Source organism: Actinomadura macrotermitis (assembly GCF_009604375.1).
GTDB classification, from domain to species: Bacteria; Actinomycetota; Actinomycetes; order Streptosporangiales; family Streptosporangiaceae; genus Spirillospora; species Spirillospora macrotermitis.
In genome coordinates this window covers 336882-362704 of record NZ_WEGH01000002.1, presented here as the reverse complement: position 1 = coordinate 362704, position 25823 = coordinate 336882, and the positions used below count along the sequence as shown (strand labels likewise).

At 71.4% G+C, this 25823-nt stretch carries 21 protein-coding genes; 5 read left to right on the top strand and 16 right to left on the bottom strand.

What is annotated here, in order from left to right; translation table 11 throughout:
* Window positions 1-3: 3 nt before the first annotated feature.
* Both ACRB68_RS13450 and ACRB68_RS13445 read right to left on the bottom strand, forming a co-directional pair.
* The gene (locus ACRB68_RS13450; RefSeq protein ID WP_328594154.1) at window positions 4-1092 is read right to left on the bottom strand and encodes an AAA family ATPase; all 1089 of its coding nucleotides are present in this window, start codon (window positions 1090-1092) and stop codon (window positions 4-6) included.
* A 39-nt stretch (window positions 1093-1131) separates the two neighbouring features.
* The gene (locus tag ACRB68_RS13445; RefSeq protein WP_235959533.1) at window positions 1132-2172 is read right to left on the bottom strand and encodes an alpha/beta fold hydrolase; all 1041 of its coding nucleotides are present in this window, start codon (window positions 2170-2172) and stop codon (window positions 1132-1134) included.
* A 184-nt stretch (window positions 2173-2356) separates the two neighbouring features.
* Between ACRB68_RS13445 and ACRB68_RS13440 the strand changes: the two genes are divergently transcribed.
* A complete protein-coding gene (locus ACRB68_RS13440) occupies window positions 2357-3541 on the top strand; it encodes a nucleotide disphospho-sugar-binding domain-containing protein (protein WP_153532834.1) in 1185 nt (394 codons plus the stop codon).
* An 8-nt stretch (window positions 3542-3549) separates the two neighbouring features.
* On the opposite strand, the gene ACRB68_RS13435 is transcribed toward ACRB68_RS13440, so the two are convergent.
* The 9 genes from ACRB68_RS13435 to ispH form a co-directional block, all read right to left on the bottom strand.
* Entirely contained in the window at window positions 3550-4494 is a 945-nt protein-coding gene (locus ACRB68_RS13435) for an NAD-dependent epimerase/dehydratase family protein (RefSeq protein ID WP_328594153.1), read from the bottom strand.
* A gap of 13 nt (window positions 4495-4507) precedes the next feature.
* Window positions 4508-5764: a class I SAM-dependent methyltransferase gene (locus tag ACRB68_RS13430; protein WP_153532833.1), complete on the bottom strand. Its 1257-nt coding sequence runs from the start codon at window positions 5762-5764 to the stop codon at window positions 4508-4510.
* A gap of 22 nt (window positions 5765-5786) precedes the next feature.
* Window positions 5787-6371: a dTDP-4-dehydrorhamnose 3,5-epimerase family protein gene (locus tag ACRB68_RS13425; protein ID WP_328594152.1), complete on the bottom strand. Its 585-nt coding sequence runs from the start codon at window positions 6369-6371 to the stop codon at window positions 5787-5789.
* A 106-nt stretch (window positions 6372-6477) separates the two neighbouring features.
* Window positions 6478-7491, bottom strand: a complete 1014-nt coding sequence (locus ACRB68_RS13420; RefSeq protein WP_153532832.1) for an NAD-dependent epimerase/dehydratase family protein — start codon at window positions 7489-7491, stop codon at window positions 6478-6480.
* Window positions 7492-7524: 33 nt separating this feature from the next.
* Window positions 7525-8712, bottom strand: a complete 1188-nt coding sequence (locus tag ACRB68_RS13415) for a cytochrome P450 (RefSeq protein WP_153532831.1) — start codon at window positions 8710-8712, stop codon at window positions 7525-7527.
* Between the two features lie 52 nt (window positions 8713-8764).
* Window positions 8765-9001, bottom strand: coding sequence for a response regulator transcription factor (locus tag ACRB68_RS13410; protein ID WP_153532830.1), 237 nt, complete (start codon window positions 8999-9001; stop codon window positions 8765-8767).
* A 50-nt stretch (window positions 9002-9051) separates the two neighbouring features.
* Complete coding sequence (ispG, locus tag ACRB68_RS13405) at window positions 9052-10185, bottom strand: flavodoxin-dependent (E)-4-hydroxy-3-methylbut-2-enyl-diphosphate synthase (RefSeq protein ID WP_153532829.1); 1134 nt, start codon at window positions 10183-10185, stop codon at window positions 9052-9054.
* Window positions 10182-12038, bottom strand: coding sequence for a 1-deoxy-D-xylulose-5-phosphate synthase (gene dxs, locus ACRB68_RS13400; protein ID WP_153534765.1), 1857 nt, complete (start codon window positions 12036-12038; stop codon window positions 10182-10184). Before dxs ends, ispG begins: the two co-directional genes overlap by 4 nt.
* 62 nt (window positions 12039-12100) lie before the next feature.
* Window positions 12101-13114: a 4-hydroxy-3-methylbut-2-enyl diphosphate reductase gene (ispH, locus tag ACRB68_RS13395; RefSeq protein WP_153532828.1), complete on the bottom strand. Its 1014-nt coding sequence runs from the start codon at window positions 13112-13114 to the stop codon at window positions 12101-12103.
* A gap of 480 nt (window positions 13115-13594) precedes the next feature.
* Here ispH and ACRB68_RS13390 point away from each other — a divergent pair, with 480 nt between their 5' ends.
* The 3 genes from ACRB68_RS13390 (at window position 13595) to ACRB68_RS13380 (ending at window position 18827) form a co-directional block, all read left to right on the top strand.
* Window positions 13595-14362 carry an AfsR/SARP family transcriptional regulator gene (locus ACRB68_RS13390; protein WP_153534763.1) on the top strand — a complete coding sequence of 256 codons (768 nt, stop codon included), beginning with the start codon at window positions 13595-13597 and terminating at the stop codon, window positions 14360-14362.
* A 271-nt stretch (window positions 14363-14633) separates the two neighbouring features.
* Window positions 14634-17117 (top strand): helix-turn-helix transcriptional regulator, encoded by a 2484-nt coding sequence (locus ACRB68_RS13385; protein ID WP_153532827.1) that lies wholly within the window; start codon window positions 14634-14636, stop codon window positions 17115-17117.
* A gap of 324 nt (window positions 17118-17441) precedes the next feature.
* Window positions 17442-18827 carry an NDP-hexose 2,3-dehydratase family protein gene (locus ACRB68_RS13380; protein ID WP_153532826.1) on the top strand — a complete coding sequence of 462 codons (1386 nt, stop codon included), beginning with the start codon at window positions 17442-17444 and terminating at the stop codon, window positions 18825-18827.
* Here ACRB68_RS13380 and rfbB read toward each other — a convergent pair.
* Window positions 18824-19807: a dTDP-glucose 4,6-dehydratase gene (gene rfbB, locus ACRB68_RS13375; protein ID WP_328594150.1), complete on the bottom strand. Its 984-nt coding sequence runs from the start codon at window positions 19805-19807 to the stop codon at window positions 18824-18826. The two genes, ACRB68_RS13380 and rfbB, sit on opposite strands and share 4 nt — an antisense overlap.
* Window positions 19804-20709 (bottom strand): glucose-1-phosphate thymidylyltransferase RfbA, encoded by a 906-nt coding sequence (rfbA, locus tag ACRB68_RS13370; protein ID WP_153532825.1) that lies wholly within the window; start codon window positions 20707-20709, stop codon window positions 19804-19806. The genes rfbB and rfbA overlap by 4 nt, the downstream gene beginning before the upstream one ends.
* Before the next feature lie 180 nt (window positions 20710-20889).
* Between rfbA and ACRB68_RS13365 the strand changes: the two genes are divergently transcribed.
* A complete protein-coding gene (locus ACRB68_RS13365) occupies window positions 20890-21804 on the top strand; it encodes a putative sugar O-methyltransferase (RefSeq protein ID WP_153532824.1) in 915 nt (304 codons plus the stop codon).
* Between the two features lie 115 nt (window positions 21805-21919).
* Here ACRB68_RS13365 and ACRB68_RS40155 read toward each other — a convergent pair whose 3' ends face one another.
* The 3 genes from ACRB68_RS40155 to ACRB68_RS13350 all read right to left on the bottom strand — a co-directional run bounded on the left by ACRB68_RS40155 (window position 21920) and on the right by ACRB68_RS13350 (window position 25818).
* Complete coding sequence (locus ACRB68_RS40155) at window positions 21920-22384, bottom strand: nuclear transport factor 2 family protein (RefSeq protein WP_194293303.1); 465 nt, start codon at window positions 22382-22384, stop codon at window positions 21920-21922.
* 298 nt (window positions 22385-22682) lie between these two features.
* On the bottom strand, window positions 22683-22994 hold the full coding sequence (locus ACRB68_RS13355) for a hypothetical protein (protein WP_235959373.1): 312 nt from the start codon (window positions 22992-22994) through the stop codon (window positions 22683-22685).
* Between the two features lie 163 nt (window positions 22995-23157).
* The gene (locus tag ACRB68_RS13350; RefSeq protein ID WP_153532822.1) at window positions 23158-25818 is read right to left on the bottom strand and encodes a tetratricopeptide repeat protein; all 2661 of its coding nucleotides are present in this window, start codon (window positions 25816-25818) and stop codon (window positions 23158-23160) included.
* Between the last annotated feature and the right edge of the window lie 5 nt (window positions 25819-25823).

The window sequence follows — 25823 nt, the reverse complement described above, 5'->3', positions numbered from 1 at the left end:
GTGCTATTCGATCAGGCCCGCGGCGCGCAGGATGGGGGTCAGTTCCAGCAGCGCCGCCGGGATCCGCGCGCCCGCCGGGCGCCGGGCGGCCAGGGTGCGCGCCGCCAGCGTCGCCACGTCCGGCGCCGCCCGGGCGGCCTTGGCGACCACTTTCCACCCCGCTTCCCAGGTGTCCTTGTCGTCCGCCGCCACGGCCACCGCCGCGACCGAGGTGAGCACGGCGAACGCGCGGTCGCTGCGGCGGGGCAGCTCGAAGGAGGCGGGGTCGGCGAGGACGGCCGCCGGGTCGGGCAGGTCGAGGTTCTCCAGCCAGGACAGGAACTCCAGCGCGGCCCCCTCGCCGACCGCACCCGTGACCAGGGCCGCGCGCACATCGGGTCCCGCCTCGGTGGCCGCGCACGCGGCCAGCAGTGTCGCGGTGAACTCCCAGGAACGGGGGCTCGGCCATCCCTGCCCCGCCGCCGGGCCCTTGGGCACCTGCAAGACGAGAGCGGGACGCACCTGGAGGAAGGCCGACACCGTGGCCCGTGCCGTGAGGTCCTGCCGGGCGGTGGCGGGGCGCTCGAAGCCGGCCAGCGAGGGGCGTGCGAACCCGGCGGCCAGGCCGCGGGCGATCCGTTCGGCGTTCACCGGCCAGTTGAGGTGCACGAGGCGGTTGGCGAGCGGCGGGGCCAGCTCCCAGCCGTCGGCCGCCTCCTCAGGCGGGTTGGCCGCGGCGACCACGCGCACGCCGGCGGGCAGCGGGACATCGCCGACCACGCGTTCCAGCACCACGCGCAGCATCGCGGCCTGCACCGCGGGCGGAGCGGTGGTCAGTTCGTCCAGGAACAGCAGCCCGTGCCCGGTGGTGGCGAGCCGCTGCGCCCAGGCGGGCGGCGCGAGCCGGACGGCCCCTTCGGAGACGACGGGGAGCCCGGCGAAGTCGCTGGGTTCGCGAAGGGATCCGATGACCACTTCGACCGGCCAGCCCAGCGATTCCGCGAGGGCCTTCACCGCGGACGTCTTGCCGGTTCCGGGGCTGCCCCACAACAGGGTCGGGACGCCTGCCGAGACCGACAGGGAAAGCGCCTCGAGCACGACTCTGGTGTCCACTGCAGAAAGGCCCCGCCTTCGTGTCGTCTTCGTCGCCGGTCACTTCGGTGCCACGGTGCCCCTGGCCCAGTCGAGCATGATGGAGTCGGTCAGCGGGGCCGTCCTCGCCAGCGCCATGACGTGACCGGTCGCCGGGACCATGACCACCTTGGGCTTCGCCTCGGGCAGGTAGAACTGCGACTCGTAGGCCCGCACGCTCTCGGGGTCGTCGCAGTCGTAGACGGTGACTCCCTGGCAGGTCAGCCAGTCCTGCGCGCCGCCGACGAGGAGCACCGGCACCCGGATCCCGTACGGGATCTTCGGCGGGACGATCGCCGCGGACGGGTAGACGTCCTTGAGCTCCTCGTCCTTGGCCACCACCGCCGGGTCGGCCGAGGGCGGATAGTAGAACATGGCGCCGCGCGTGTCCGGCCTGGTGGTGATGTACCCCCGGTCCAGCCCGGAGCCGGCGAACTTGGGGTCGTCGGGAGCCGGGTAGGCGTTCGCCGCCCCGGTCTTGGCGTGGTCGAGGTTGAAGCCGTGCAGCGCGCTGGTCAGGATCGCCGCGTCCACGTCGCCGTACCGGGGGATCTCGCTCCACGCGTAGTACGAGCCGAGTGCGTGCCCCACCCAGATCACCTTGCCGAAGCCATGCCCGTCGAGGGTGCCCGCGCGCAGCGCGGTGATGGCGTCGTGCAGGGCGACGGCGCCGGCCTCGGAGGTGACCAGGCCGCTCTGCGGATGGGAGCTGGCGCCCGAGCCGATGAGGTCGACGTTGAACGTGGCGTACCCGGCCGAGGTCGCGGCGCGGACGTACGAGTAGTAGCCGTTGCCGACCGGGAAGTCCCAGTAGGCGTGGTTGTAGTACCCGCCGTGCACGAGGAGCTGCACCGTGCGGGGGCGGCGGTTCGCGGGGCGGCAGAGCTCTCCCGACATGGTCTCGGTGGCCTGTCCGGGGTCGGCGATGCGGACCGGCAGCCGGTAGGTCTCGCAGCTCGGGCCCGTGCTCGCGGAGGCGGGCGTGGCCGTGGTCGTGGCCGTCAGCGTTGTGGCCGCCGTGCACGCCGCGATGAGGAGGGATTTCAGCTGGGCACGTGTCATAGTGGGCACCAGCCCACTATCGTGGGCGGGCGCCCACTGTGTCAATCGCCCGTCCACCGCGGCGGCGATAACACGGACGCGGGCGGGCCGGTACCCCCATCAGCCGGGGGTGCCCGCGGACGGGCCGGATCGGCAGAGTGGGGGTTCACGATCGCGTTCGCTGGCAAGAAGAGTGGGGTATCGGATGCGCGTCCTGTTCGTTCCGGCTTCCGCGCCGTCGCACTACTTCCCGATGGTCCCGCTGATCTGGGCCTGCCGGACCGCCGGCCACGACGTCTGCGTGGCCGCGCAGCCGTGGGGCGCCTCGATCGTCCCCGGCTCCGGGCTACCGATGGTCGCCATCGCCGAGTCTTTCGACATGACCGCCGAACTCGCGCGGCACCGGCCGCGCGTCCCGGCCGCGGCCCCGGCGGCCCCCGGGGGCCCGCTGCACGCGGCGATGATCGACGCCCAGATCCGGTTCGCGGCGGAGGCCGCGGACGACCTGGTCGCCCTCGCCCGTGACTGGCGGCCCGGCCTGGTCGTCGCCGACCCGCTGGTGCTGGCGGCCGCACCCGCTGCGGCGGCGGCGGGCGCGCCGCTCGTCCACCACCTCTGGGGCCCGGACATGCTGCGCGCCCACGAGTACGGCTATCCGGGCTGCGGGATCCCCCTCTCGGCCTGGCCCGAGGCGCTGCGCGGGCTCTACGCGCGGCACGGCTGCGAACCCCGGGTCGAGAACGCCGTCGCGACGGTCGATCCGTGGCTCGAGATCATGCAGATCGCCGCGACGCCGTCGCGGATCCCGATCCGCTTCGTCCCCTACAACGGGAGCGGTGTCCTGCCGCCCCCGGTCCTCTCGCCTCCGCGACGGCGGCGGGTCCTGGTCACCTGGGGCTCCCTGCTGGCCATCCGCGAGGGCATGGCGGCGTTCCCGGTCACCGAGGTCGTCGGGACGCTCCGGGAGCACGGCGCCGAGGTCGTCGTCGCGGTCACCGCCGCCGACCGGCGCTGGACCCGGGACCTGCCCCCGGACGTCACCGTGGTCGAGAACGTCCCGCTCAACGCGATCATGCCGTCCTGCGACGCGGTGGTGCACCACGGCGGCGGCGGCACGATCATGACGGCCGCGTACTACGGCGTCCCGCAGCTCGCCCTCACGGCCACCCTCGACACCCGGACGTGCTGCGACCGGCTGGCCGCCACGGGCGCGGGCCTGTCCGTCGACCGCCAGGACCTCACCCCGGACGCGCTCGCGGACGCCGTGGCGGCGGTCCTGGCCGGCGACCGGATACGGGAGGCCGCTGTGGAGCTGCGCGCCGAGGTCCTGGCCCAGCCCGCCCCCGCCGATGTGGCCGCACGCCTGGCCGCCCTCGCCGGCGCCGCCTAGCCGGCGGGCTACCGGGTGAGGGCGTCCACCACGCCCGCCAGGCCGTCCGCCCGGCGGACGCGCGGCCGCCAGCCGGTGGCCGCGATGAGGGCCGAGGGGTCGGCGGGGAGGTTTCCGAGGTCGGCGGCATCCGCCCAGTCCGGAGGCGGCACGGTGACCACGGGGACGGGCGGGCGCCCGGTCCGGGCGGCGACGAGGCCGGCCAGGGTGCGGAACACCTCGCCGAGCCGCGCGGGCGTGCCGGTGCCCACCGGCCACCGGCCGCCGACCAGGTCCCCGGGGGCGCGCAGCGCGGCGGCGAAGGCGCGCGCCGCATCCGTGACGTGCACCAGGTCCCGCTCGACCGTGCCGTCGTGCCACATGGTGATCGGCTCGCCCGCGAGGGCCTTGCGGGCCATCGCGGTGACGACGCCGCGCCCCGTCGCGCCCGTGAGCGGAACGCACCCGTAGACCGTGGCGGGCCGGAGCACGATCCCGCGCACCACGCCGTCCTCGGTCGCCTTGACGAGCAGCTCCTCGGCCGCGGCCTTGTGCCGCACGTAGTCGTTGAGCGGTGCCCCCGGCGGGGCGGACGCCTGGAGGGTGCTGGCGAACACCACGACCGGCGGCCGGGCGCCGGCCGGGCGGACCGAGCGGACGAGCGTGCCGAGCAGGCCCGCGCCCAGTGCCTCGGACTCGGCCCCCGGTGACCGCCACGAGCGTTCACCGGGGATGTGGGCCGCCAGGTGGACGACGGCGTCCGCGCCGTCCACGGCGGCGCGCACCGCCTGCGGGTCGGTGAGGTCGGCGAGGCGGACCTCGGCCGAGGCGTCCACGAGCGGCGGCCGCCGCTCGCGGGAGACGAGCCGCAGGCGCACCGGGAGCCCGGCCAGCTCCGCGGTGACCGCGGCGCCGAGGAACCCGGACGCGCCGAGCACCGCGATCAGCGGCCGGTCCTTGGACGAGGGCACCACGATCACTCCTTGCCTAGACCGGGACCGTCTCCCCGGGCACGACCTGCATCTCGGGCAGCGGGAAGACCAGCTTGCCGCCGCCCGCGAGATACCGCTGCTCACGAGAGAGGAAATCGTCCCGGAACGTCCATGGCAGTACCAGCAGCTGGTCCGGGCGCAGCGCGTGCGCGTCCTCCTCGGACACGATCGGGATGTGCGTTCCCGGCGTCACGCGCCCGGACTTGTCCGCGTTGACCTCACCGATGCAGGGCAGGTCGTCGGGTGTGAGGCCGCAGTACTGGAGGATGACGTTCCCCTTGGTGGAGGCGCCGTAGCCGACCGTCAGCTTGCCCGCCGCGCGGGAGTCGTCGAGGAACCGCCGCAGTGCGGCCCGCTGCCGGATCGCCGTCGCCGCGAGCGTCTCGTACGGGCGCAGCCCCTCCCGGGCCAGCGCGGCCTCCCGCTTCCGCAGCTCTGCGACGGCGGGGGAGGCGTCGCGGTGGCGCCTGCCCTTCTTCGCCATGGTCAGATTGAGGCTGCCGCCGTAGACCGGCGTGATCTCCGCGTCGATGACGGTGAGGCCGACGCGTTCGGCCATCCATTCGAACTGGCGCAGCGCGTAGTACTCCAGGTGCTCGTGGCACACCACGTCGTAGGCGTTGTCGGCGAGCATCGACGGCAGATAGCTCTGCTCGGAGACCCAGACCCCGTCGTCATCGAGGATGTCGTGGATGTCCCGCATGACGTCCATCGGCCGGGGGAGGTCGTAGAACATCGCGATGGAGGTGACCACCTTGGCCTTGCGGTCGCCGAACTCCGCGGCGAACGCCTCCCTGGAGAAGTAGGTGGGGATCAGGTCGATCCCCTCCGGGTACAGCGGCCGGAACTGCTCACCGGTCGGGTCGATGCCGACCAGGTCGATCCCGTTGCGCGGATACGCGCGCAGGAGGGTCGAGTCGTTGCTGCCGATGTCCACGACGAGGTCGCCGGGGGCGAGATCGACACGGCCGAGGATGCCGTTCACGATGCCGTGCAGATGATTGATCATGAACGGCCGGATGCTCGAGCGGTAGCCGTAGGAGCCGGTGGTGTACATCGCCCCGGCGTCGGTCGTGTGCCGGAGCTGGACGAGCCCGCAGCCGCCGGGACCGCACTTGACCAGTTCGAGCGGGACCCGGGGGACCGGATCGCCGGGCGTGCGCGGGAACACGCTGGTGATCGCCTGGACCCCCAGGTCGAGAATCGTGGCCAGCTCACCGTTCCCGCAGATGCGGCACTCGGAGATCACCATGTCTTCCTCGCTTCCTTGCCGGTCATGTCCGTGCGGAGGGGCCGGTGTAGCGCGGAAGCAGGCCGGCCGCGGCAGCCTCCCGCAGGCCGGGCGCGGCCCGGTCCTTGTCGGAGAGGATCGGCTCCTCCTCGAGCGCCCAGGGCAGGGCGAGCTCGGGGTCCAGCGGGTTCACGTCGATCTGGGTGCCCGGGACGAACTGCTCCGCGCACAGGTAGCTCATCCGGGCGCCCTCGGTGAGCGCGTGGTAGGCGTGTCCGAGGCCCTCGGCGAGGAACACCAGCTCGCCGGACTCCTCGGTCAGGGTCGTGCTGTCGAACGCGCCGAAGGTGGGCGACCCCACGCGCAGATCGACGACGACGTCGAGCGCCGCCCCGGTCACGCAGCTGACCAGCTTGGCCTCCCCGGAACCGGTCCTCGTCCCGTGCACGCCGCGGATCGTCCCGCGGCGGTTGACCGTGATGTTGCCCTGGCTGATGCGGAAGGGAAGGCCGGTCAGGCGGGCGACCTCCGCGGTCCGGAACGTCTCGAAGAAACTGCCCCGGCGGTCGAGGTACTTCTCTGGGGTGATGCGGAATGCGCCCGCTATCGCCAATTCCTTGATCTCCACGGGCCGGGATCCTCCTTCGAAGAGGAACAAGTTCGCAGGGGCAGGGGCCGCGATCAGGGGCCCGCCGCCATTCTGCTTCGCGGGAGGGCGTGGGTTCACCCCCTATTCATCGGGGTTGCGCGCCTCCCGCTCGGCCGGCCTGGGCGAGGACGCGCCGCTCGATGCGCGGGTCCAGCCACCGGTGGGTGTCCTGCCACGGCGGCTCGCCCTCGCCGCGCAGCCAGGCCCAGCCGTCGGCGAGGGTGCCGCGCAGCGGACGGCCGGTGTCGAGCCCGGCGCGGTGGGCGGCGGAGGCGTCGATGTCGTGCATGCCGCCCCGCATGGACGCCGGGAGCCACATCGGGATGTCGAGATAGGGGCGGATGCCCGCGGCGACGACCACGTCGTCGGGGACCCAGACCAGCTCGGCGCCCGACCCGGTCACCTGGCGCATCGTGTCCAGGTACTCGCCCATGGTGTGCCTCCCGCGCGGGCACAGGGCGGTGAACACGCCGCCGACGCCCCGGCCCGCGGCGTCCAGCATCCAGCCCGCGAGGTCGCGGACGTCCACGTACCGCAGCGGGTCGCCCGGCTCGCCGGGGGCCAGGACCCGCCCGCCGCGCTCGAGCCGGCGCATCCACCAGGTCATCGACCCGACGTCCTCGCCCGGGCCCAGCGTCGGCCCGGCGCGGGCGATCAGCGCGCGGTCCCCGAAGGCGTCCAGCACGGCGAGCTCGGCGCCGCGCTTGGCGGTGGGGTAGAAGCCGTCCTCCTCGTCGCCGGGATCACCGTCGATCACCTTGGCGCTCTCGTCGGCGCCGGGGGGCAGCGGCCGCTCGTACACCACCCAGCTGGAGACGAACCCGAAGTGCCGGACCCGCCCGGTGAGCAGCGCGCACGTGTCGCGGACGACGCGGGGCGCCCCCATCCAGGTGTCGACGGCCGCGTCCCACTCCCGGTCGCCGAGCGCGCGCCGCAGCGCCCGCGGGTCGGTGCGGTCGGCGACCAGGGGGACGGTGCCGCCGGGGGCGGGGCGGCTGATGCCGCGGTTGAGGACGGTGACCTCGTCGCCGCGTGCCAGCGCCGCGTCGACGATGGCGCGTCCCACGTAGCGTGTTCCGCCCAGCACCAGAACCTTCATGATCATTACCTCTGCCGGTCGCGTCGGGGCCGTTCACCAGGTGACGGGCAGCGCCCGCAGCCCGGTGATGAGAAAGCCGTGCTTGTAGGGGACGTCCTCGGCGGGCACGGTGAGCCGCAGCCCCGGGAACGCGGCGAGCACGCTGCCGATCGCCACCTCCAGCTCCAGCTTGGCGAGCTGGGCGCCCAGGCAGCGGTGCATCGCGTACCCGAAGGCGACATGGTCGGCGGCGCCCTCGCGGGTGACGTCGAACCGTTCGGGATCGGGGAACGCCTTCGGGTCCAGGTTGGCGGCGGGGAGGCAGGCGTGGACCACCGAGTGCGCGGGAATGGTCGTCCCGTCCAGGTCGACATCGCTCGTGGTGGCGCGGATGTGGCCACCGTAGGGGTGGACTCCCAGCGTCGTGTACCGCAGCACCTCGTCCACCGCGGCGGGCACGAGGGACGGGTCGGCGCGCAGCAGCGCGAGCTGGCCGGGGTTGTCCATCAGCGCGACCAGCCCCTTGCCCAGCGTGGTCGCGGTGGACTCGCCCCCGGCCAGGAGCAGGCCGCAGCCGAGCGTCACCAGTTCGTCCTCGCTCAGCCGGTCCTGCTCGTCGCGGGCCGTGATCAGGTCCTGGAGCAGGCTCTCGTCGGGGTCGCGGCGCTTGGCGTCGACCAGCTCGGCCATGTAGGCGACCATCGCCTTGAGGGCGCCGAGGGCCTCCTCGGGCGGGTAGGCGCCGGTGGACACCACGCGATCGGCCCAGCCGCGGAACCGCTGCCTGTCCTCGCCGGGGACGCCGAGGATCTCGCAGATCACGGTGACCGGCAGCGGATAGCACAGCCCGGAGGCCAGGTCGGCGGGCGGGCCGGCGGCGACCAGGGACGCGATCAGCTCATCGGTGATCTGCTGGATCCGGGGCCGGAGGCCGCGGATCCGCCGCGCGCTGAACGCCCCCGCCACCAGGCGGCGCAACCGGGTGTGCTCGGGCGGGTCGAGGTCGTTGATCCCGGTGTTGCGGAAGACGGCCGCCGGGCCGATGGCGGCGCCGAGCCGGCGCGCCTCGGCGCGGCTGAACCGCGGATCGGCCATGACGGCGCGCACCTGCTCCATCCCGGTGACCAGCCAGCGCCTGTCCCCGGTCTCGGTGGTGAACTCGCGCACCGGTGTCTGCAGCCACAGTTCGCGTACCGGCGCCGGGGTCGTGTAGCCGGAGCGGTCGGTGTGTTCGGCGGTCATGTCTCCTCGCTTTCCCGGTAAGGGGGTGCCACGGTGTCGGGGGCCGGGCCGGCTAGCCCGGGACGATCCCGGAGGCGACCGCCCAGCCGACGAGGTGGGACTTGGTGGTGGCCCCGACGCGCCGCCGGGCCTCGCTCAGGTGCTCGTCCACGGTGTTCTTGGAGATGCCCAGCCGGCGCGCGGTCTCCTTCGCGGTCAGCCCCAGCGCCGCGAGCCGGACCACCTCGGTCTGGCGTGCGGTCAGCAGCGCCTGCGCGCCGTCCGGGCCCCCTTGCCTCAACGCGGTCATATCGCTCCTCCAGTCGATCCTTCGATACGGGCGGTGACGCCGTGCCGCCCTCAGGCCTCGGGGACGGCGTGTCCCATCCGCGCCGCCAGCCTGAGCGCCTCGTCGATCAGCGTTTCGGGAATCTGCGACTCGGGGACGGTGCGGACGATCTCGCCCTGGACGAAGATCTGGCCCTTGCCGTTGCCGGACGCCACGCCGAGATCGGCCTCGCGGGCCTCGCCCGGCCCGTTCACCACGCAGCCCATGACGGCGACCCGCAGCGGGACGTCCATGCCCTCCAGGGCGGCGGAGACCTCCTCCGCCATCTTGTAGACGTTCACCTGCGCGCGCCCGCAGGACGGGCAGGACACGATCTCCAGCCCGCGCTCGCGGAGGTTCAACGACTCCAGGATCTGCAGGCCGACCTTGACCTCCTCGACCGGAGGCGCCGACAGCGACACCCGGATGGTGTCGCCGATCCCCTCCGACAGCAGCGCGCCGAACGCGGTGGCCGACTTGATCGTGCCCTGGAACCGCGGGCCGGCCTCGGTGACGCCCAGGTGCAGCGGGTAGTCGCACCGCCCGGCCAGCAGCCGGTACGCCTGCACCATCACCACCGGGTCGTGGTGCTTGACCGAGATCTTGATGTCGCCGAAGCCGTGCTCCTCGAACAGCGAGCACTCCCACAGCGCGGACTCGACCAGCGCCTCGGCCGTGGCCTTGCCGTGCTTGTCCAGGAGCCGCCTGTCGAGCGAGCCGGCGTTCACGCCGATCCGGATCGGGACGCCCGCGTCCATGGCCGCGCGGGCGATCTCGCCGACCTTGTCGTCGAACTTCTTGATGTTGCCGGGGTTCACCCGGACCGCCGCGCACCCGGCGTCGATCGCGGCGAACACGTACTTCGGCTGGAAGTGGATGTCGGCGATCACCGGGATCTGTGACCGCCGCGCGATGTCGGGCAGCGCGTCGGCGTCGTCCTGCGACGGCACCGCCACCCGGACGATCTGGCAGCCCGCCGCCGTCAGCTCCGCGATCTGCCGCAGTGTCGCGTCGACGTCGGCGGTGAGGGTCGTGGTCATCGACTGCACCGACACGGGGGCGTCCCCGCCGACCGGTACGCCGCCGACCCGGACCTGCCTGGTCCGGCGGCGCGCCGCCAGCCGCGGCGGCGGAACCGCCGGCATGCCCAAGGCCATGCCGCTCATACGACCTCCTCGTGATCGGTCACGCGGAGCCGGGCCAGGGCGTGCGCCACGTCCCGGGCGATGCCCCGGGCGGTCAGGCCCGCCTGCTCCAGTACCTCGTCGCGGCCCGCCTGCGCCAGGAACTCCTGGGGCAGGGCGGCCTGGTGCAGCGGCCGGTGGATCCCGGCGTCGCGCATCGCCTGGGCGAGCGCGGCGCCGGCGCCGGCCACCCGGCCGTTGTCCTCCACGGTGACGACCAGCCGGTGCGCTTCCGCCAGCTTCAGCAGTTCGGCGTCGAGCGGTTTCACCCAGCACGGGTCCACGACGGTCACGGCGACGCCCTCGGCGGCGAGCCTCCCGGCCGCGCCCAGGGCGGCCGCCGCCATCGGGCCCACCGCCACGATGAGGACATCGCCGGGGCCGTCCGGCAGGGCCAGGATCTCGGCGGTCCCGGCCCTGGCGACCGGCTCGATGTCGGGTGCGACGGGACCCTTGGGGTACCGGACCATCGTCGGGTGCCCCTCCACGGCGATCGCCTCGCGCAGCTGGGCGCGCAGCCGGGTGCCGTCGCGCGGCGCCGCGATCTGCATCGTCGGCACCAGCTGCAGCATCGACAGGTCCCACATGCCGTTGTGGCTCGGGCCGTCCGAGCCGGTGGCCCCCGCCCGGTCGAGTGCGAACGTGACACCGCATCCGTGCAGGGCGACGTCCATGAGGACCTGGTCGAACGCGCGGTTGAGGAACGTGGCGTACAGCGCGACGACCGGGTGCGCGCCGCCCGCGGACAGGCCCGCCGCCGACGTGACCGCGTGCTGCTCGGCGATGCCGACGTCGAAGACCCGGTCCGGATACCGTTCGGCGAACGCCTGCAGGCCGACCGGCTCCAGCATGGCGGCGGTGACGGCCACCACGTCGGGACGCTCGGCCCCGATGCGCACCATCTCGTCGGCGAAGACCGAGGTCCAGTCCGCCGGGGGCCGGCCGCCGGCCGCGGACCGCGGCCGGACGACGTGCATCCGGTCCAGCTCGTCCTGCTCGGCCGCCGCGAAGCCGTTGCCCTTGCGGGTGACGCAGTGGACCACCACCGGCCCGTCGAGGCGAGTGGCCTGCCGCAGGGCCTCCTCGGTCGCGGCGATGTCGTGCCCGTCGACCGGGCCGAGGTATTCCACTCCGAGACCCTGGAACAGGCTCTGCGGGGCGCGCATGTTCGTAATCTTCGTCTTCATCGCGTGCAGCGCGCGGTAGAGCGGCGCACCGGCCACCGGGACCTCGCGCAGCCGCTGCCGGCGACCGCCCGCGGTGCGCCGCGCCGACAGGTGCCGGGCCAGCCCGCCACGGGTCGGGGCGTAGGAGCGGCCGTTGTCGTTGACCACCACCACGACTCGCAGGTTCTGGTCCGCGAGGCTGTTCAACCCCTCCCACGCCATGCCGCCGGTCAGCGCGCCGTCGCCGACGATGGCGACGACCCTGCGATCGGCCCGGCCGGCCAGCCGGTACGCCTTCGCAAGGCCGTCGGCCCAGCCGAGGGCCGTGGAGGCATGCGAGTTCTCGATGAGGTCGTGCTCGGATTCGGCGCGCGAGGGGTACCCCGACAGCCCGCCCTTGGCCCGCAGCCGGGAGAAGTCCTTGCGGCCGGTCAGCAGCTTGTGCGCGTACGACTGGTGCCCGGTGTCCCACAGGATCCGGTCGCGCGGCGACTCGAACACCCGGTGCAGGGCGATGGTGAGCTCGACGGTGCCGAGGTTGGGGCCGAGATGCCCGCCGCTGCGCGAGACCTCGGCGATCAGGAACCCCCGGATCTCCGTGGCCAGGGCCGTCAGCGTGCTCCCGTCCAGGGCCCGCAGATCGGCGGGGCGGTGAACGCGGTCGAGCAGCGGCGTCGCGCTGCCCCGGCCGGGTTCGGGTCTGATGTCAGCCACAGTCCACTCCCGTGCGCTCAGGCGGGGTCTCGAAGGGCGGGGCCGGTTCGGCCGGTGCCGGCCGCCAGGAACGACGGCATCGCGAAATCCACGTCCTCCACCGAGGTGACGTCGGTGCTGATGTCGCCGTAGCCGAGCCGGACGAGGCGGTCCACCAGCCGTTCGACGAGGATGTCCGGCACGCTCGCGCCGGAACTGACGCCGACCGACGACACGCCGCGCAGCCACGCCTCGTCGAACTCGGTGACGTCGGGCACGAGGTGCGCCCGCGCGCCGGCCTCGCGGGCGACGTCCACCATGCGCAGCGAGTTGCTGGAGTTGCGCGCCCCCACGACGAGGATGAGCTCGCACCGGCGCGCCAGTGACTTGATGCCGTTCTGCCGGTTCTGGCTCGCGTAGCAGATGGTGTCGGTGCCCGGTGCGGCGACGTCGGTGAACCGGGCCCTGATCCGCTCGATCACCTCGGCCGTCTCGTCCACCGACAGGGTGGTCTGCGTCAGGTAGGTCACCGGGGTGTCGGCGGGCAGGTCCAGCCGGTCGACGTCGGCCACGGTCTCGATGACGATCGTGCGGTCCGGCGCCTCGCCGCGGGTGCCCTGGGTCTCCTCGTGGCCGGCGTGCCCGACGAGCAGCACCAGCCGCCCGTTCCGCGCCCCCCGCCGGGCGTGCCGGTGGACCCTCGACACCAGCGGGCAGGTCGCGTCGATCACCCGGAGGCCGCGGGCGGCGGCGTTGTCGCGGACGAGCGGGGAGACGCCGTGCGCGGAGAAGACGCAGACGGCGCCCTCCGGCACGTCCGACTCCGAGTCCACGAACCGCGCGCCCCGGCGCCGCAGGCCGGCCACGACATGCTGGTTGTGGACGATCTCCTTTCGCACGTAGACCGGCGGCCCGTGGATCTCGAGCGCCCGCTCGACCATCGCGATCGCCCGCACCACTCCGGCGCAGAACCCGCGCGGCTCGGCGAGCACCGTCCGTTTCGACGTGGAGTTCCCGTTCTTCGTGCTCCCGTGAGGCTGGTGCTCTTCCATGACTCCCTCAGATCGGCGCTGGGCGCCGGGGCCGGATCATGCGCGTTTCGCGACCATCGTGGACGCGGCCTCTAAAGCGCTTCTTGGGCGTCCGGCGCGGCCGGTGCGGCTCAGGGGCGCGTCGCCGCCTCGGCAGGGCCTGCGACGGCAGGTGAGGACGGGGCGCATCGGGTAAGGGGTATGCCCCTGTTCCCGAGTAGTCACGGGTAAGGGTAAAAGTACGGGTACCGAACCGAGGCGTGTCAACGCATCATCGAAGATGTTGCCCTGAGGCTCAGAATGGCAGCTCCCAAATATTTGCCCGTCTTCAGATTCTGGTCGGCCCTCGAGTTCGCGGCGTCAGCGTGGAACAGCCCGCGACCATCTCATCCGGTTCACCAGCGCCGGTTCACCCGATGGCGGGGGCCGGCGGGCAGGGGCCGGCAGGGCCGTCCACGACGACTGTGCCCCGCATCGGCCCACCAGGAGGAGAACATCGTGATGTACGAAGTCCTCGGCCCCTTGCGCGTGCTCGACGGAGAGGACTCCTTCACCATCAGCGCGCGGAAGGTCCAGACAGTGCTGGCCGCGCTGGTCGTCCGGTGCGACCAGGTGGTCGCGCCCGGGCAGCTCATCACCGAGATCTGGGGCGATGTGCCGCCGCGGCGTGCGACAGCGGGCCTGCACGTTTACATCTCCCAGGTGCGCAAGCTCCTCAACCGGCCGGGCCGGACGGCGAACCCGCTGCTCACCCGGGTCTCGGGGTATCAGCTGCGCACGGACGACGACGAGATCGACTTCCGGTTGTTCCTGGGGGCGGTGGAGCGCGGCCGCGCCCTCATGCGAGAGCGGCGGGACGAGGAGGCCATGGCCTGCCTGGAAGGGGCACTGGACCTGTGGCGGGGGCCGGTGCTGGGCGACCTGCGCAGCGGGCCGATCATCGAGGGCTTCGTGACGTGGATGACGGAGCTGCGGCTGGAGTGCCTGGAACTGCTCGCCGACGTCCATCTCCGGCTCGGCCGGCACCGCGAGGTGATCGGGCGGCTGCAGCTGCTGGTCGGCGAGAACCCGCTGTGCGAGGCGTACTACCGGCAGCTCATGCTGGCGCTCTACCGGTCCGGCCGGCAGGCGGAGGCGCTCGGGGTGTACCAGTCCGCGCGCAGCCTGCTCATGGAGGAGCTGGGGCTCGAGCCGTGCCGGGCGCTGCGGGACCTGCAGCAGGCGATCCTCACCGCCGACGAAGGGCTCGACCTTCGCGCCGCGTCCTAGCGCCGCCGGTGCACCGGAAGGCCGGTGCCGCGGCAAAGTGAATCGGGCACTCCGCCAATTAAATTTAGGTAAAACCGGTGGCAATGAAGCCGCCGGGGTCAAGAAAGAATCACCGAACGGCCATATCGCCGCCGCCGACACGATGAATCGGCAGGTCGCGGGCGGGATGATCACAGACTGAGAGCAATTGCGGACACGCTGCTCGTTGTCAGTATGGCAGTCATGATGTCATCATTTGACAGTGCCTGCCGACTGTCTGGGGGATTCGCTGATGGATCTGGTGGAAAGGGAATGCGAGCTCGCGGAAATCGAAAATATGGTGAAGGGGTTTCGCGGTCCGGGTAGCCAGGGAATAGTGATAACCGGTGGCATTGCCACGGGCAAGACCACACTGTTGCGAGCCTTCGAAGAGCGGGCCCGGGAGGCCGGGGCCCTCTGCCTGTACGGGGTGGCCTCACAGGGCGAGCGCCACGTCCCGTTCGGCGTCCTGGAGCAGCTGTTCCACAGTCCGGATCTTCACCCGCCCAGCGCGCAGGACGCGACGAACTGGCTGGAACTGGCCGCGCGCAGCCTCTCCGCCCGGGGGACGACGTCCACCGGGCGGGTTCCCGCATGCGTCCTGCGCAGGCTCTGGCAGCTGCTGCGCGATCTGCTCGACCAGCGGCCCCTCGCCATCGCCGTGGGCGACGTGCACCACGCCGACGAACCGTCGCTGCAGTGCCTGCTCTACCTGGTGCGCCGCCTGCGGTCGGAGCGCCTCCACGTCGTGTTCACCGAGAGCACCGGACCGAACGCCGCGAACACCCTGTTGCGAAGCGAGTTCCTCCGTGAGCCGTCCTTCCGGCAGATCCGGCTCGCGCCCTTGTCCAAGGCGGGGGTCGTCCAGATGCTCGCCGCGCACCTGGACGAGCAGGCCGCGCACGATCTGGCCCCGGCGTTCCACGAGGCGAGCGCCGGATACCCGATGCTGGTGCGAGCGCTCATCGACGATTTCTGCGGCGGTGGCCCGCAGGTGTTCCCGGAGGGGAACGAGGCCGGGGAGTCGTTCCGCCGGGCGGTGCTGCGGCTGCTCTACCAGTACGATCCGCCGGTCATCGAGTTGGCACGGGCCATCGCCCTGCTGGGCAGGCCCGTGCCGGCGTCGGTACTGGGCCGCCTGCTCGGCATGGACGCCGCCACGGCACACCAGGCCGTCGCGACGCTGACGGCGGCGGAGATCCTGGTCGACGGCCGGTTCCGGCACCGGATCATCCAGAACGCCGTGCTCGGCGGGTCGCTCACCACGCGCCGGGCCCTGCACAGGCGCATGGCCCGGCTGCTGCACGACAAGGGGGCGCCCGCCCGGGACGTGGCCGACCACATCGTGGCGGCCGAACACCTGGAGGCGGCCTGGGCCGTCCCGATCCTCCGCGAGGCCGCGGAACACGCCCTGTCCCACGACGAGGTCGGCGCCGGCATCGACTACCTGCGCGTCGCCTACGAGTTATGCGACGAACAACAGCGCCCGCAGATCGTGTCCATGCTCATCGATGCCGAATGGCGTGTCGATCCGGCCACCGTGCTACGGCGGCTGCACGAGTTCGACGCCACCGCCGCCGGGGAGCCGGACAGCGCCCCCCTCAACACGACGGCGCCCTACCTGCTCTGGCACGGACGCCTGGGAGAGGCCGTCGAACTGGCCGGGGCCCCGCCCGCCGGCGGCGAGAGCGCCGAGACCCTGGCCGGCCTCGCCACATCGCGGCTGTGGACGGCGTACCTGTATCCGGGAGCGGTCAAGGCCGATCCGCTGGGCGGCGCGTCCACGGGCGCCGCCCCGGCGCCGCTGAACCCCGACCTGCAGAGCACCGGCCGCCTCGCGATGGAACTGGCCCACGGGAACGAACCCTCGGCGCTGGCCGACGCCGAGGGCATCCTGCAACGTTCCAGGATCAACCACCGGACGCTCGCCCCGCTCACGGCGGCGCTGGCCGTTCTCGTCTACAACGACCGGCTGGACACGGCGTCCTTCTGGTGCGACGCCCTGCTCGCCGAGGCCGTGGAGCGGCGCAGCCCCACCTGGCACGCGCTCCTGTCGGCGCAACGCGCCCTGATCTCGCTCAGGCAGGGACGCCTGGCCGAGGCCGACGCGCACTCCGAGACCGCGCTGCGCCTGATCTCCGCGGAGGGCTGGGGCGTGGCGGTGGGGCTGCCCCTGGCCGTCCGGGTCCAGGCCGCGACCGCCATGGGCGATCTGCGGCGGGCGAAGGCGTCGCTCGACATTCCCGTGCCCGAGGCGATGTTCCGGTCCCGGATGGGCCTGCACTACCTGGCCGCGCGGGGCCGCTACCATCTGGCCGCCGGCCGCTCCTACGCCGCGCTCTCCGACTTCTCCACATGCGGGAAGCTGATGCGGGACTGGGGAATCGACCTCCCGGCGGTGGAGCCGTGGCGTTCCGGGGCGGCCGAGGCGTACCGGTCGCTGGGCAAGCCCGGGAAGGCCAAGGCCCTGGCGGACGAGCAGGCGGCACTGCTGGAGCCCGCCCCCCGGCGGCCCCAGCCCGCGCGGATCGTGGCCGAACTCAGCAGCGCGGAGCGCAAGGTCGCCGCGCTGGCCGCCGCCGGGCACACCAACCGGGAGATCTCCGAGAAGCTCTCCATCACGATCAGCACGGTCGAGCAGCATCTGACCAGGATCTACCGCAAGCTCAAGGTCAGGCGCTTCGACCTCAAATCGGTTCTGCAGCACAAGGATCTCGAAGGAGTCTGGCTCGGATAGCCCTTCGTACCCGGACGGGATTCGAACCCGCACTTGCCGGATTTCAAGTCCGCTTACCGCCGCCGGATCGGGCCATCGGGATCCGTATCCTCGATTTATTCGGTCTCCACGCCGCACGGTAACCCCCGCTTTCCGGCCCGGCGCCCCCTGAATACATAGGCTTGCCGTGCGGGCCGGCGCCATTGGCGGGACTTTAGAATTATCCCCCATGATGTGACGGGTGAAGGTGAGACCTGTTTCGCGAGATTTGCTGGGCGGCTCATTTCCTCAGTCTCGCGCGGTGGCGCCGCCGCCGCGCCTCGCGGGCCGTCGGAAGGGACGGAGATGACCGCTCAGATCGCGCTGACCCGGCCGCGCGACGACCAGGGGCTGCCCGCCCGGCTGGCCAGGTCGGCCGCCGCCCGGCACGGCATGTCGGGGAGCGTGGAGGACTTCCATGCCTGGTTCGCCCGGCGCCGCACCGCCACCCGTTTCGCGGTGGACCGCATCTCCTTCGGCGACCTGGACGGCTGGTACTTCCGCGATGACACCGGCGACCTGGTGCACCGTAGCGGCCGGTTCTTCTCCGTCGGGGGCCTGCGGGTGGCGATGGGCGACCCGCCGACGGCGAGCTGGCACCAGCCCATCATCGGCCAGCCCGAGATCGGCATCCTCGGCATCGTGGCCAAGGAGTTCGACGGCGTCCTGCATTTCCTGATGCAGGCCAAGATGGAGCCGGGCAACCCGAACCTGCTGCAGCTGTCCCCGACCGTGCAGGCGACCCGCAGCAACTACACGGGGGTGCACCAAGGCGCGGCCGTCCGCTATCTGGAGCACTTCACCCGGGGGGAGAGCGACCGGGTGCTGTCGGACGTCCTGCAGTCCGAGCACGGCTCCTGGTTCTACCGCAAGCGCAACCGCAACATGATCGTCGAAGTTTCCGGCGACGTGCCGCCGCACGAGGACTTCCGCTGGCTGACGCTCGGCCAGATCGCCGAACTGCTGCGCTACGACAACCTGGTCAACATGGACTCGCGGTCGGTCCTGGCGAGCCTGCCCGCCGCCAGCACGCCCCGCGCTCTGCACTCCGACACCGAACTGCTGTCCTGGCTGGCCGCCATGCGGTCGGCGCACTTCGTGCGGACCGAGCGGATCCCGTTGCGGAGCGCCTCGGGCTGGACACGCGGCGCGGCGTCGATCGATCACGAGCGGGGACGGTACTTCAGCGTCATCGCGGTGGCGGTGCAGGCGGGCAACCGCGAAGTGGCGCAGTGGACGCAGCCGCTGTTCGAGCCGCGCGGCGAAGGGGTGGTGGCCTTCCTGACCCGGGAGATCGAGGGGGTGCCGCACATCCTCGTCCGGGCCCGCGCGGAGGCCGGCTTCCTGGACACGGTGGAGCTCGGCCCGACCGTCCAGACCATTCCCGCGAACTACGCGCACCTGCCGCCGGAGAAGCACCCGCCCTTCCTCGATGTCGTGTCCGCCGTCCCCGCGGGCCGGGTCCGCTACTCGGTGCTCCAGTCGGAGGAGGGCGGCCGGTTCCTGAACGCGGTGAGCCGGTACATGGTGATCGACGCCGACGAGTCCATGGCGCCGCTGGCGCCGCCGTTCGGCTTCCGGTGGGTCTCGCACGGCCAGCTCGCCGAGATGGCCCGCCATGGCCACTACGTCAACGTCCACGCGCGCACGCTGCTCACGTGCCTGAACGCCCTGGCGGCGCGGGTCGGCTAGCGTCCGGGCCCGCGCCGCTTGAGCGGCTCCCACCAGGCACGGTTGCCCCGGTACCACTCGACGGTCTCGGCCAGGCCGCGCTCGAGATCGTGCCGGGGCCGGTACCCCAGCTCGATCCGGGCCTTGTCGGTCCGGACCGAGTAGCGCAGGTCGTGGCCCTTGCGGTCGGCCACGTACCGGACGAGGCCGGCCGAGGCGCCGCAGGCGGCCAGCAGCAGATCGGTGAGCTGCCGGTTCGTCAGCTCCGTCCCGCCGCCGAGGTTGTAGATCTCGCCGGGCCGGCCCTGCGCGCGCACGAGGTCGATGCCGAGGCAGTGGTCGTCGACGTGCAGCCAGTCGCGCCGGTTCCGTCCGTCGCCGTACAGCGGGACCTCGCGGCCGTCGAGCAGGTTGGTGACGAACAGCGGGATGATCTTCTCGGGGAACTGCCGCGGCCCGTAGTTGTTGGTGCACCGGGTGACGCGGACGTCCAGGCCGTGGGTGCGGTGGCAGGCCAGGGCCACCAGGTCCGAGGACGCCTTGGACGCGGCATAGGGGGAGCTCGGGGCGAGCGGGTCGGTCTCGGCGCGCGCGCCGGTCTCCACCGACCCGTACACCTCGTCGGTGGAGACGTGCACGAAGCGTTCCACCTCGTGCCGTACCGCCGCGTCCAGCAGCGTCTGGGTGCCCAGCACATTGGTGCGCACGAAGCCCGCCGCCGAGTCGATCGAGCGGTCCACGTGGGACTCGGCGGCGAAGTGCACGACCTGGTCGGCGTCGGCGGTCAGCGCGTCCACGAGGCCGGCGTCGCAGATGTCGCCGTGGACGAACCGCAGCCGCGGGTCGGCGAGGTCGAGGTTGTCCAGCGTCCCGGCGTAGGTGAGCTTGTCCAGAACGGTGATCCGGGTGACCGCGGGGCCCTCGGCCAGGCCGTCGCCGAGCAGCAGGCGCACATACGCGGAGCCGATGAAACCGGCCGCGCCGGTGACCAGGATGTTCACAGCGCGTCCTCCCAGAGGGCCGGCGGCCGGCTGTAGGAGCGGGCGCAGTCCATCAGGTACCGGCCGTACGGCGAATTGGACATCTCCTCTCCCATCCGGTGGCAGTGCTCGGCGTCGATGAAGCCCATGTACAGGGCGACCTCCTCGACGCACCCGATCCGGGTGCCCTGGCGCTGCTGGACGTCGCGGACGAACAGGGCCGCCTCCAGCAGCGACTCGTGGGTTCCGGTGTCCAGCCAGGTGACCCCGCGGCCCAGCCGGACCAGGTCGGCGCGGTCCTCGGCCAGGTAGGCGCCGAGCACATCGGTGATCTCCAGTTCGCCGCGGGCGGAGGGGACGAGCCGCTTGGCGATGTCCACCACCTCGCCGTCGAAGAAGTACAGGCCCGGAACGGCCAGGTTCGAGCGGGGGGCCGCCGGCTTCTCCTCGATCGCGGTGAGCCGCCCCTTCTCGTCCACCTCGGCGACGCCGAACCGCTGCGGGTCGGCGACATGGTGGCCGAACAGCACGCAGCCCCGCAGGCTCCGCGCGCTGTTCCGCAGGAGCGTCGGGAGGTTCGCGCCGTGGAAGAGGTTGTCGCCGAGGATGAGCGCGTTGTCCTCGCCGCCGATGTGGTCGGCGCCGATCCGGAAGGCGTCGGCGATCCCGCGCGGCTCGTCCTGGGGGGCGTACCCGATGGACATCCCGAGGCGCTCGCCGTCGCCGAACAGCCGGCGGAACAAGGGCACCTCGGCGGGCCGGGAAATGATCAGGACGTCGGAGATCCCGGCCAGCATCAGCATGGACAGCGGATAGTAGATCATTGGTTTGTCGTAGACCGGGGCCAGTTGTTTCGACCCCACCAGCGACAGGGGGTGTAATCGGGTCCCGTTCCCGCCCGCGAGAATGATCCCCTTCTTCATCTGTGCACTCTCCTTGAAATCATGTGCTTCGATGATGGGGGTTTTCACCCGGCGGCGGCACCCGTACTCATGCCCCTTATTTCTGGCGCGCCATTAGGGGTGCGGCTCCGGGGGCACGCATTAGACCGGCTTTAGCGGTATCGGCGACCCTGTGGGGCAGTCACACCAGGGCGGAGCGAGATGGACCACAAATTCCAGGCCAGCCGGCAATGGGAACGGATTCAAGACCATTGGTTCACCGAGGACGTGGCCGTCGACCTGACGAATTTCAGGGCCGACCAGAGGAACTACAAGCTGTCCCTCTGGGATCCGGCGACGAACGGCGTGCGCTACCTGAAGGCCCTGATCTACCAGGTGGGCATGGGGTTGACCCCGCAGGACTGGGCGCGGATCAGACGCACGCCCAACCGGGAGCTCGGCGACCCGACCACGGTCCGGTGCGAGGGCGAGCCGCTGTGCATGGACTACCTGCAGGCGACGTTCGAGGTCGGCTTCATCGAGCGGGAGATCGACCTGAGCGGCGCTCGGATCATGGAGATCGGCGCGGGCTACGGGCGCACCTGCCACATGATCATGTCCAACCACGACGTCGCGGTGTACCGGGTGGTCGATCTGCGGAACACGCTCCTGCTGAGCCGGGCCTACCTGCGCAAGGTCCTGGACGACGAACGGTTCGAGAGGATCGAGTTCGTCCAGGTCGAGGAGCTCGACGGCGCCCGGGAGCCCGAGCACTTCGACCTGTGCCTCAACATCCACTCGATGACCGAGATGCGCCCGCAGACCGTGCGCGCCTACCTCGCGCTGATCGACGAGACGTGCTCGGCGTTCTATGTGAAGAATCCGGTGGGCAAGTACATCGACAAGTCCATGGACGGCCATGCGGCGGGCGAAGACGCCGTCCGGATGGCGCTGGAGAACGGGCCACTCCGGCAGCTGCTGGACATCCACGACAGCGAGGCGGTGCAGGCGGCGGTGCCCGGCTTCATCGACGGGTACCGGCCAGGCGACGGCTGGGACTGCGTCGCCGACGGGCGCGCCCTTCCATGGAGCTATCTCTGGCAGGCCCTTTACCGGAAGTCCGGGCGACACCCGTGACGTGATGATCCTGCGACCGGACTGGAGAGGACCGGCCGCCGCGTCGACCGCTCATGGCCGGCCTGAGCCGGCCGGAGGACGCAGGACCGTGAGCGCTGTGCCGCCTCCCCGGCGCTCAATCGCTCCAGCGCCAGACCGGCCTCTTCTCGATGAAGTCGATCTGCACGGTCCGGCGCTCGATCCGCCAGACGCCGCCCTCGCGCCGGTAGGCGTCGCTGCAGCGGACATGCCAGACGAAGTCGGCGGGCTTCCCCGCCTCGTCTTCGTCGAGATGGTGCGCGACGCAGGCGATGTGCCCGGTCGCCGTCGCGTTCTGGCGTCCCGGATCGAACACCTGGCCCACGATCTCGTGCGACGTGCGCGAGTACCTCTCCAGGGATCGGAGCGCCTTGGCGATCTCGTCTCGCCCCGCGAAGGAACGGACGGGCTCGAGCTGCTCCGGAGGGTCCGGCAGGACCAGCACCGCGTCATCGGTGAACAGCCCCACAAGGCCGGTGTACCTGACGTGGTCGGAGTAGAGCGCGTACCTGGCGACGAGGTCGGCGAGCGCGATCCGGTCGTGCGGGTCGAGCACCCTCATGAGAGCCCCAGCCGTTCGGCCCCGATCACGGCGAGCCCCTCCGGCGCCCAGGAGACCGCGCCCTGGCACGACATGGAAAACCCAAGTCCCAGCGACATGCCCGGAGCATAGCCGCCACATTGAACAGACGACCCCTGGTCGGACACAGCCGGTCATACAAGAATGGCCCCCGACCGCATGAAAACCGGTCGAGGGCCATTCTCGGTTGCTTAGGAAGGTGGGCAGGGGCGGGGTCGAACCGCCGACCTTCCGCTTTTCAGAAGTAGCAACCACCCTGCAGCCACTTTGTCCACCGAAGTCAGACGGTGCCTGGCGTGCGCCCATGGTGCCTGCTGGTGGCCGTCGTTGCCGTCAACGTTGCCGTCACCGGTTGGCCCTTCGACCTCACGCTTTCAACCGCCGGACGTGCCGCTCGTGCTGCCCAAGGCGCCGCCGCTGGCGCGATGATGAGTAGCGTCCGCAGGACGGCTGCCAGTTCGTACAACTCGACCTCGAACAAGTTGGCATCGTCCTTGATGAGACAAGCCAAGGTGTCTCGATCCTGCTCGGCAGTGTCTCGCCGGCGCATCTGTTCCTGCCAGACAAGCTTGCACGCTTCGGCCTCGTCCATGCTCCGACGATAACTGCTTGTCGCGTCGTGAACACCTAGATGCGAACCACTGGCAGCCGCCCGCGCTCGCCACTGCCCACCCCAGCCACACCGTGCGCCGACGTGTGCCTGTGTGCGTGGCCGCGAGCCTCTGTTGCGGTACTTCGCTGTTGTACAGCTCCCTTCAGTCAGGGAGTCCGAACCAATCCTTCAAGTGGTCGGCGTACTGGTGAAGTAAGCACGTGGTGGGGTGCTCCGTCCCGAGTGCAGCCAATGCGCATTGTTCAGCTCTCGTGACCGCTTCAAGCGCGTCAGCCGCCCGCCCCAAAGCGTGGTAGGTGACAGCCAGGTTGCCCAGCCGGGTGGCGACGTCAGGGTGGTCGGGGCCCAAGGCCGTTTCGGTGATGGCCAACGCCCGTTCGAACAGTGGTAGCGCCGCGCTAGCCCGTCTCAGATCGCTGTAGGTGGCGGCCAGGTTGCTCAGCCGGGTGGCGACGTCAGGGTGGTCGGGGCCCAAGGCCGTTTCGGTGATGGCCAACGCCCGTTCGAACAGTGGTAGCGCCTCGCCAGTCCGCCCCAGATCGCGGTGGGTGCCGGCCAGGTTGCTCAGCCGGATGGCGACGTCAGGGTGGTCGGGGCCCAACGCTGCCTCGGTGATGGCCAACGCCCGCTTCTCCAATGCCAACGCCTCGCTAGCCCGCCCCAGATCGCGGTAGGTGCCGGCCAGGTTGCCCAGCCGGATGGCGACGCCAGGGTGGTCGGGGCCCAAGGCCGTCTCGGTGATGGCCAACGCCCGTTTCTCCAATGCCAGCGCCTCGCTAGCCCGCCCCAGATCGCTGTAGGTGGCGGCCAGGTTGCCCAGCTGAATGGCGACGGTGCGGTGGTCGGGGCCCAACGCTGTCTCGGTGATGGCCAACGCCCGTTCGAACAGTGGTAGCGCCGCGCTAGCCCGTCTCAGATCGCTGTAGGTGGCGGCCAGGTTGCTCAGCCGGGTGGCGACGTCAGGGTGGTCGGGGCCCAAGGCCGTCTCGGTGATGGCCAACGCCCGTTTCTCCAATGCCAGCGCCTCGCTAGCCCGTCCCAGATCGCTGTAGGTGGCGGCCAGGTTGCCCAGCTGAATGGCGACGCCAGGGTGGTCGGGGCCCAACGTTGTCTCGGTGATGGCCAACGCCCGTTCGAACAGTGGTAGCGCCGCGCTAGCCCGTCCCAGATCGCTGTAGGTGGCGGCCAGGTTGCCCAGCCGGATGGCGACGCCAGGGTGGTCGGGGCCCAACGCTGTCTCGGTGATGGCCAACGCCCGCTTCTCCAGCGGTAGCGCCTCGCCAGCCCGCCCCAGATCGCGGTGGGTGGCGGCCAGGTTGCCCAGCTGAATGGCGACGTCAGGGTGGTCGGGGCCCAACGCTGCCTCGGCGATGGTGGCTGCGGTGGTGAACATGGTGTGGGCGCGCCGATATTCGCCCTGCAAGCGTAGGAAGACGGCGGTTTGGTTGAGGACGCGGCCAAGTTGCTCGGGCTGTTGGCTTTTGGGGTAGTGGCGGGTGATTGCTTCGGCGTGTGGGGCCAAGGAACGCAAGAGGGGCCAATCATCCACATCGGTAGCGGGGTCGCCGTAGGGCATGGCGTAGTGGAGCCAGGCGAGCGCGGTCCGACAAGCTGGGTCGTCGGTGTGGTCGTCGGCTTGGTGTAGTTGGGAGAGGACGGCGGCTTGGGTGAGCCGGTGCATCGTGACCGTTTGGTCGCTCTGATCGACCATGCTGTGTGAGGCCAGCACTCCCAGTGCTTCGTCGGCCTCCTCGGCGGTCTCGTCATCGCCGCCGCCCAGCATGCTGCGGGGGATATCGTCCGGGGCGTAGTGGGCCATGATCGCAGCGAGTTCTACTGCGTGGGGGGCGTCCTGGGTGAGGGTTTCCAGGGTGATGTCCCACAGGCGGGCGATGGTCGCTTGGGCTTTGTCTCCGTCTGCGGCCTTGGCGTAGTAGCGGGCCGGGCGGCGTCGCAGCCGTTCCAGGTAGACGGCCGGGGTGATGCCGGTCTGGCGGATGTAGGCGGCGGCCTGGTCCAGTGCAAGCGGCAGGTATCCCAGTTCCTCGGCGATGGCCAGCGCCGCCGTGCGGTCTGCCGGGGCGGTGCGGCCGGTGATGGTGGTGATCAGTTCGGCGGACGCGTCCGGGGCCAACAGGTCCAGGCGCACGGTGGTGGTGTGGCCGGGCCAGCGCACGTTCCGGCGGCTGGTGATCAGGACATGCCCGCCTTCCAGCCGCCCCAGCAATCCGGCGGTGTGTTCGGGCTCGGTGACGTTGTCCAGCACCAGTAGCCAGCCGGGGTGTGCCCGCAGCCATCCGCACACCCATGCGGCGGCGTCCTCGGCCCTGGCCGTCCGTGCCGCGTCCGGGACGAGGGTGCGCGCCAGCTCTGCAAGTCCCGCGTCGATCTGCTCGGGTGCCTCGGCGGTGATCCACCACACCAGGTCGTAGCGGTTGCGGGCGTGCTCGGCGTACTGCAATGCCAGCTCGGATTTGCCCACCCCGCCCATCCCGATGACCGCCTGGGACACCACGACCTCATCGGCGGCTGACAACGCCTGCTTGACCTGCTCCAAGGCGGTGTCGCGACCGACGAACACCGGTGTCGCCGGTCTTGGTAGCCCCACCACCCGCGCCGCCGGCCGCACCGCCGCAGGATCGGGGAACGGCACCGCCTGATTCAGGGTGAGGTTTGCGTTATCACCGGTTACGACCGGGCCGTAGTTGGCGTCGATGGCAGGTGACCGGTCACCATGAGTCTGTACGTGAGCGGCTGGAGATGAGCTGACGCGCTTCTCCTCGGAGCCGGACGGGCCTGACATCACCT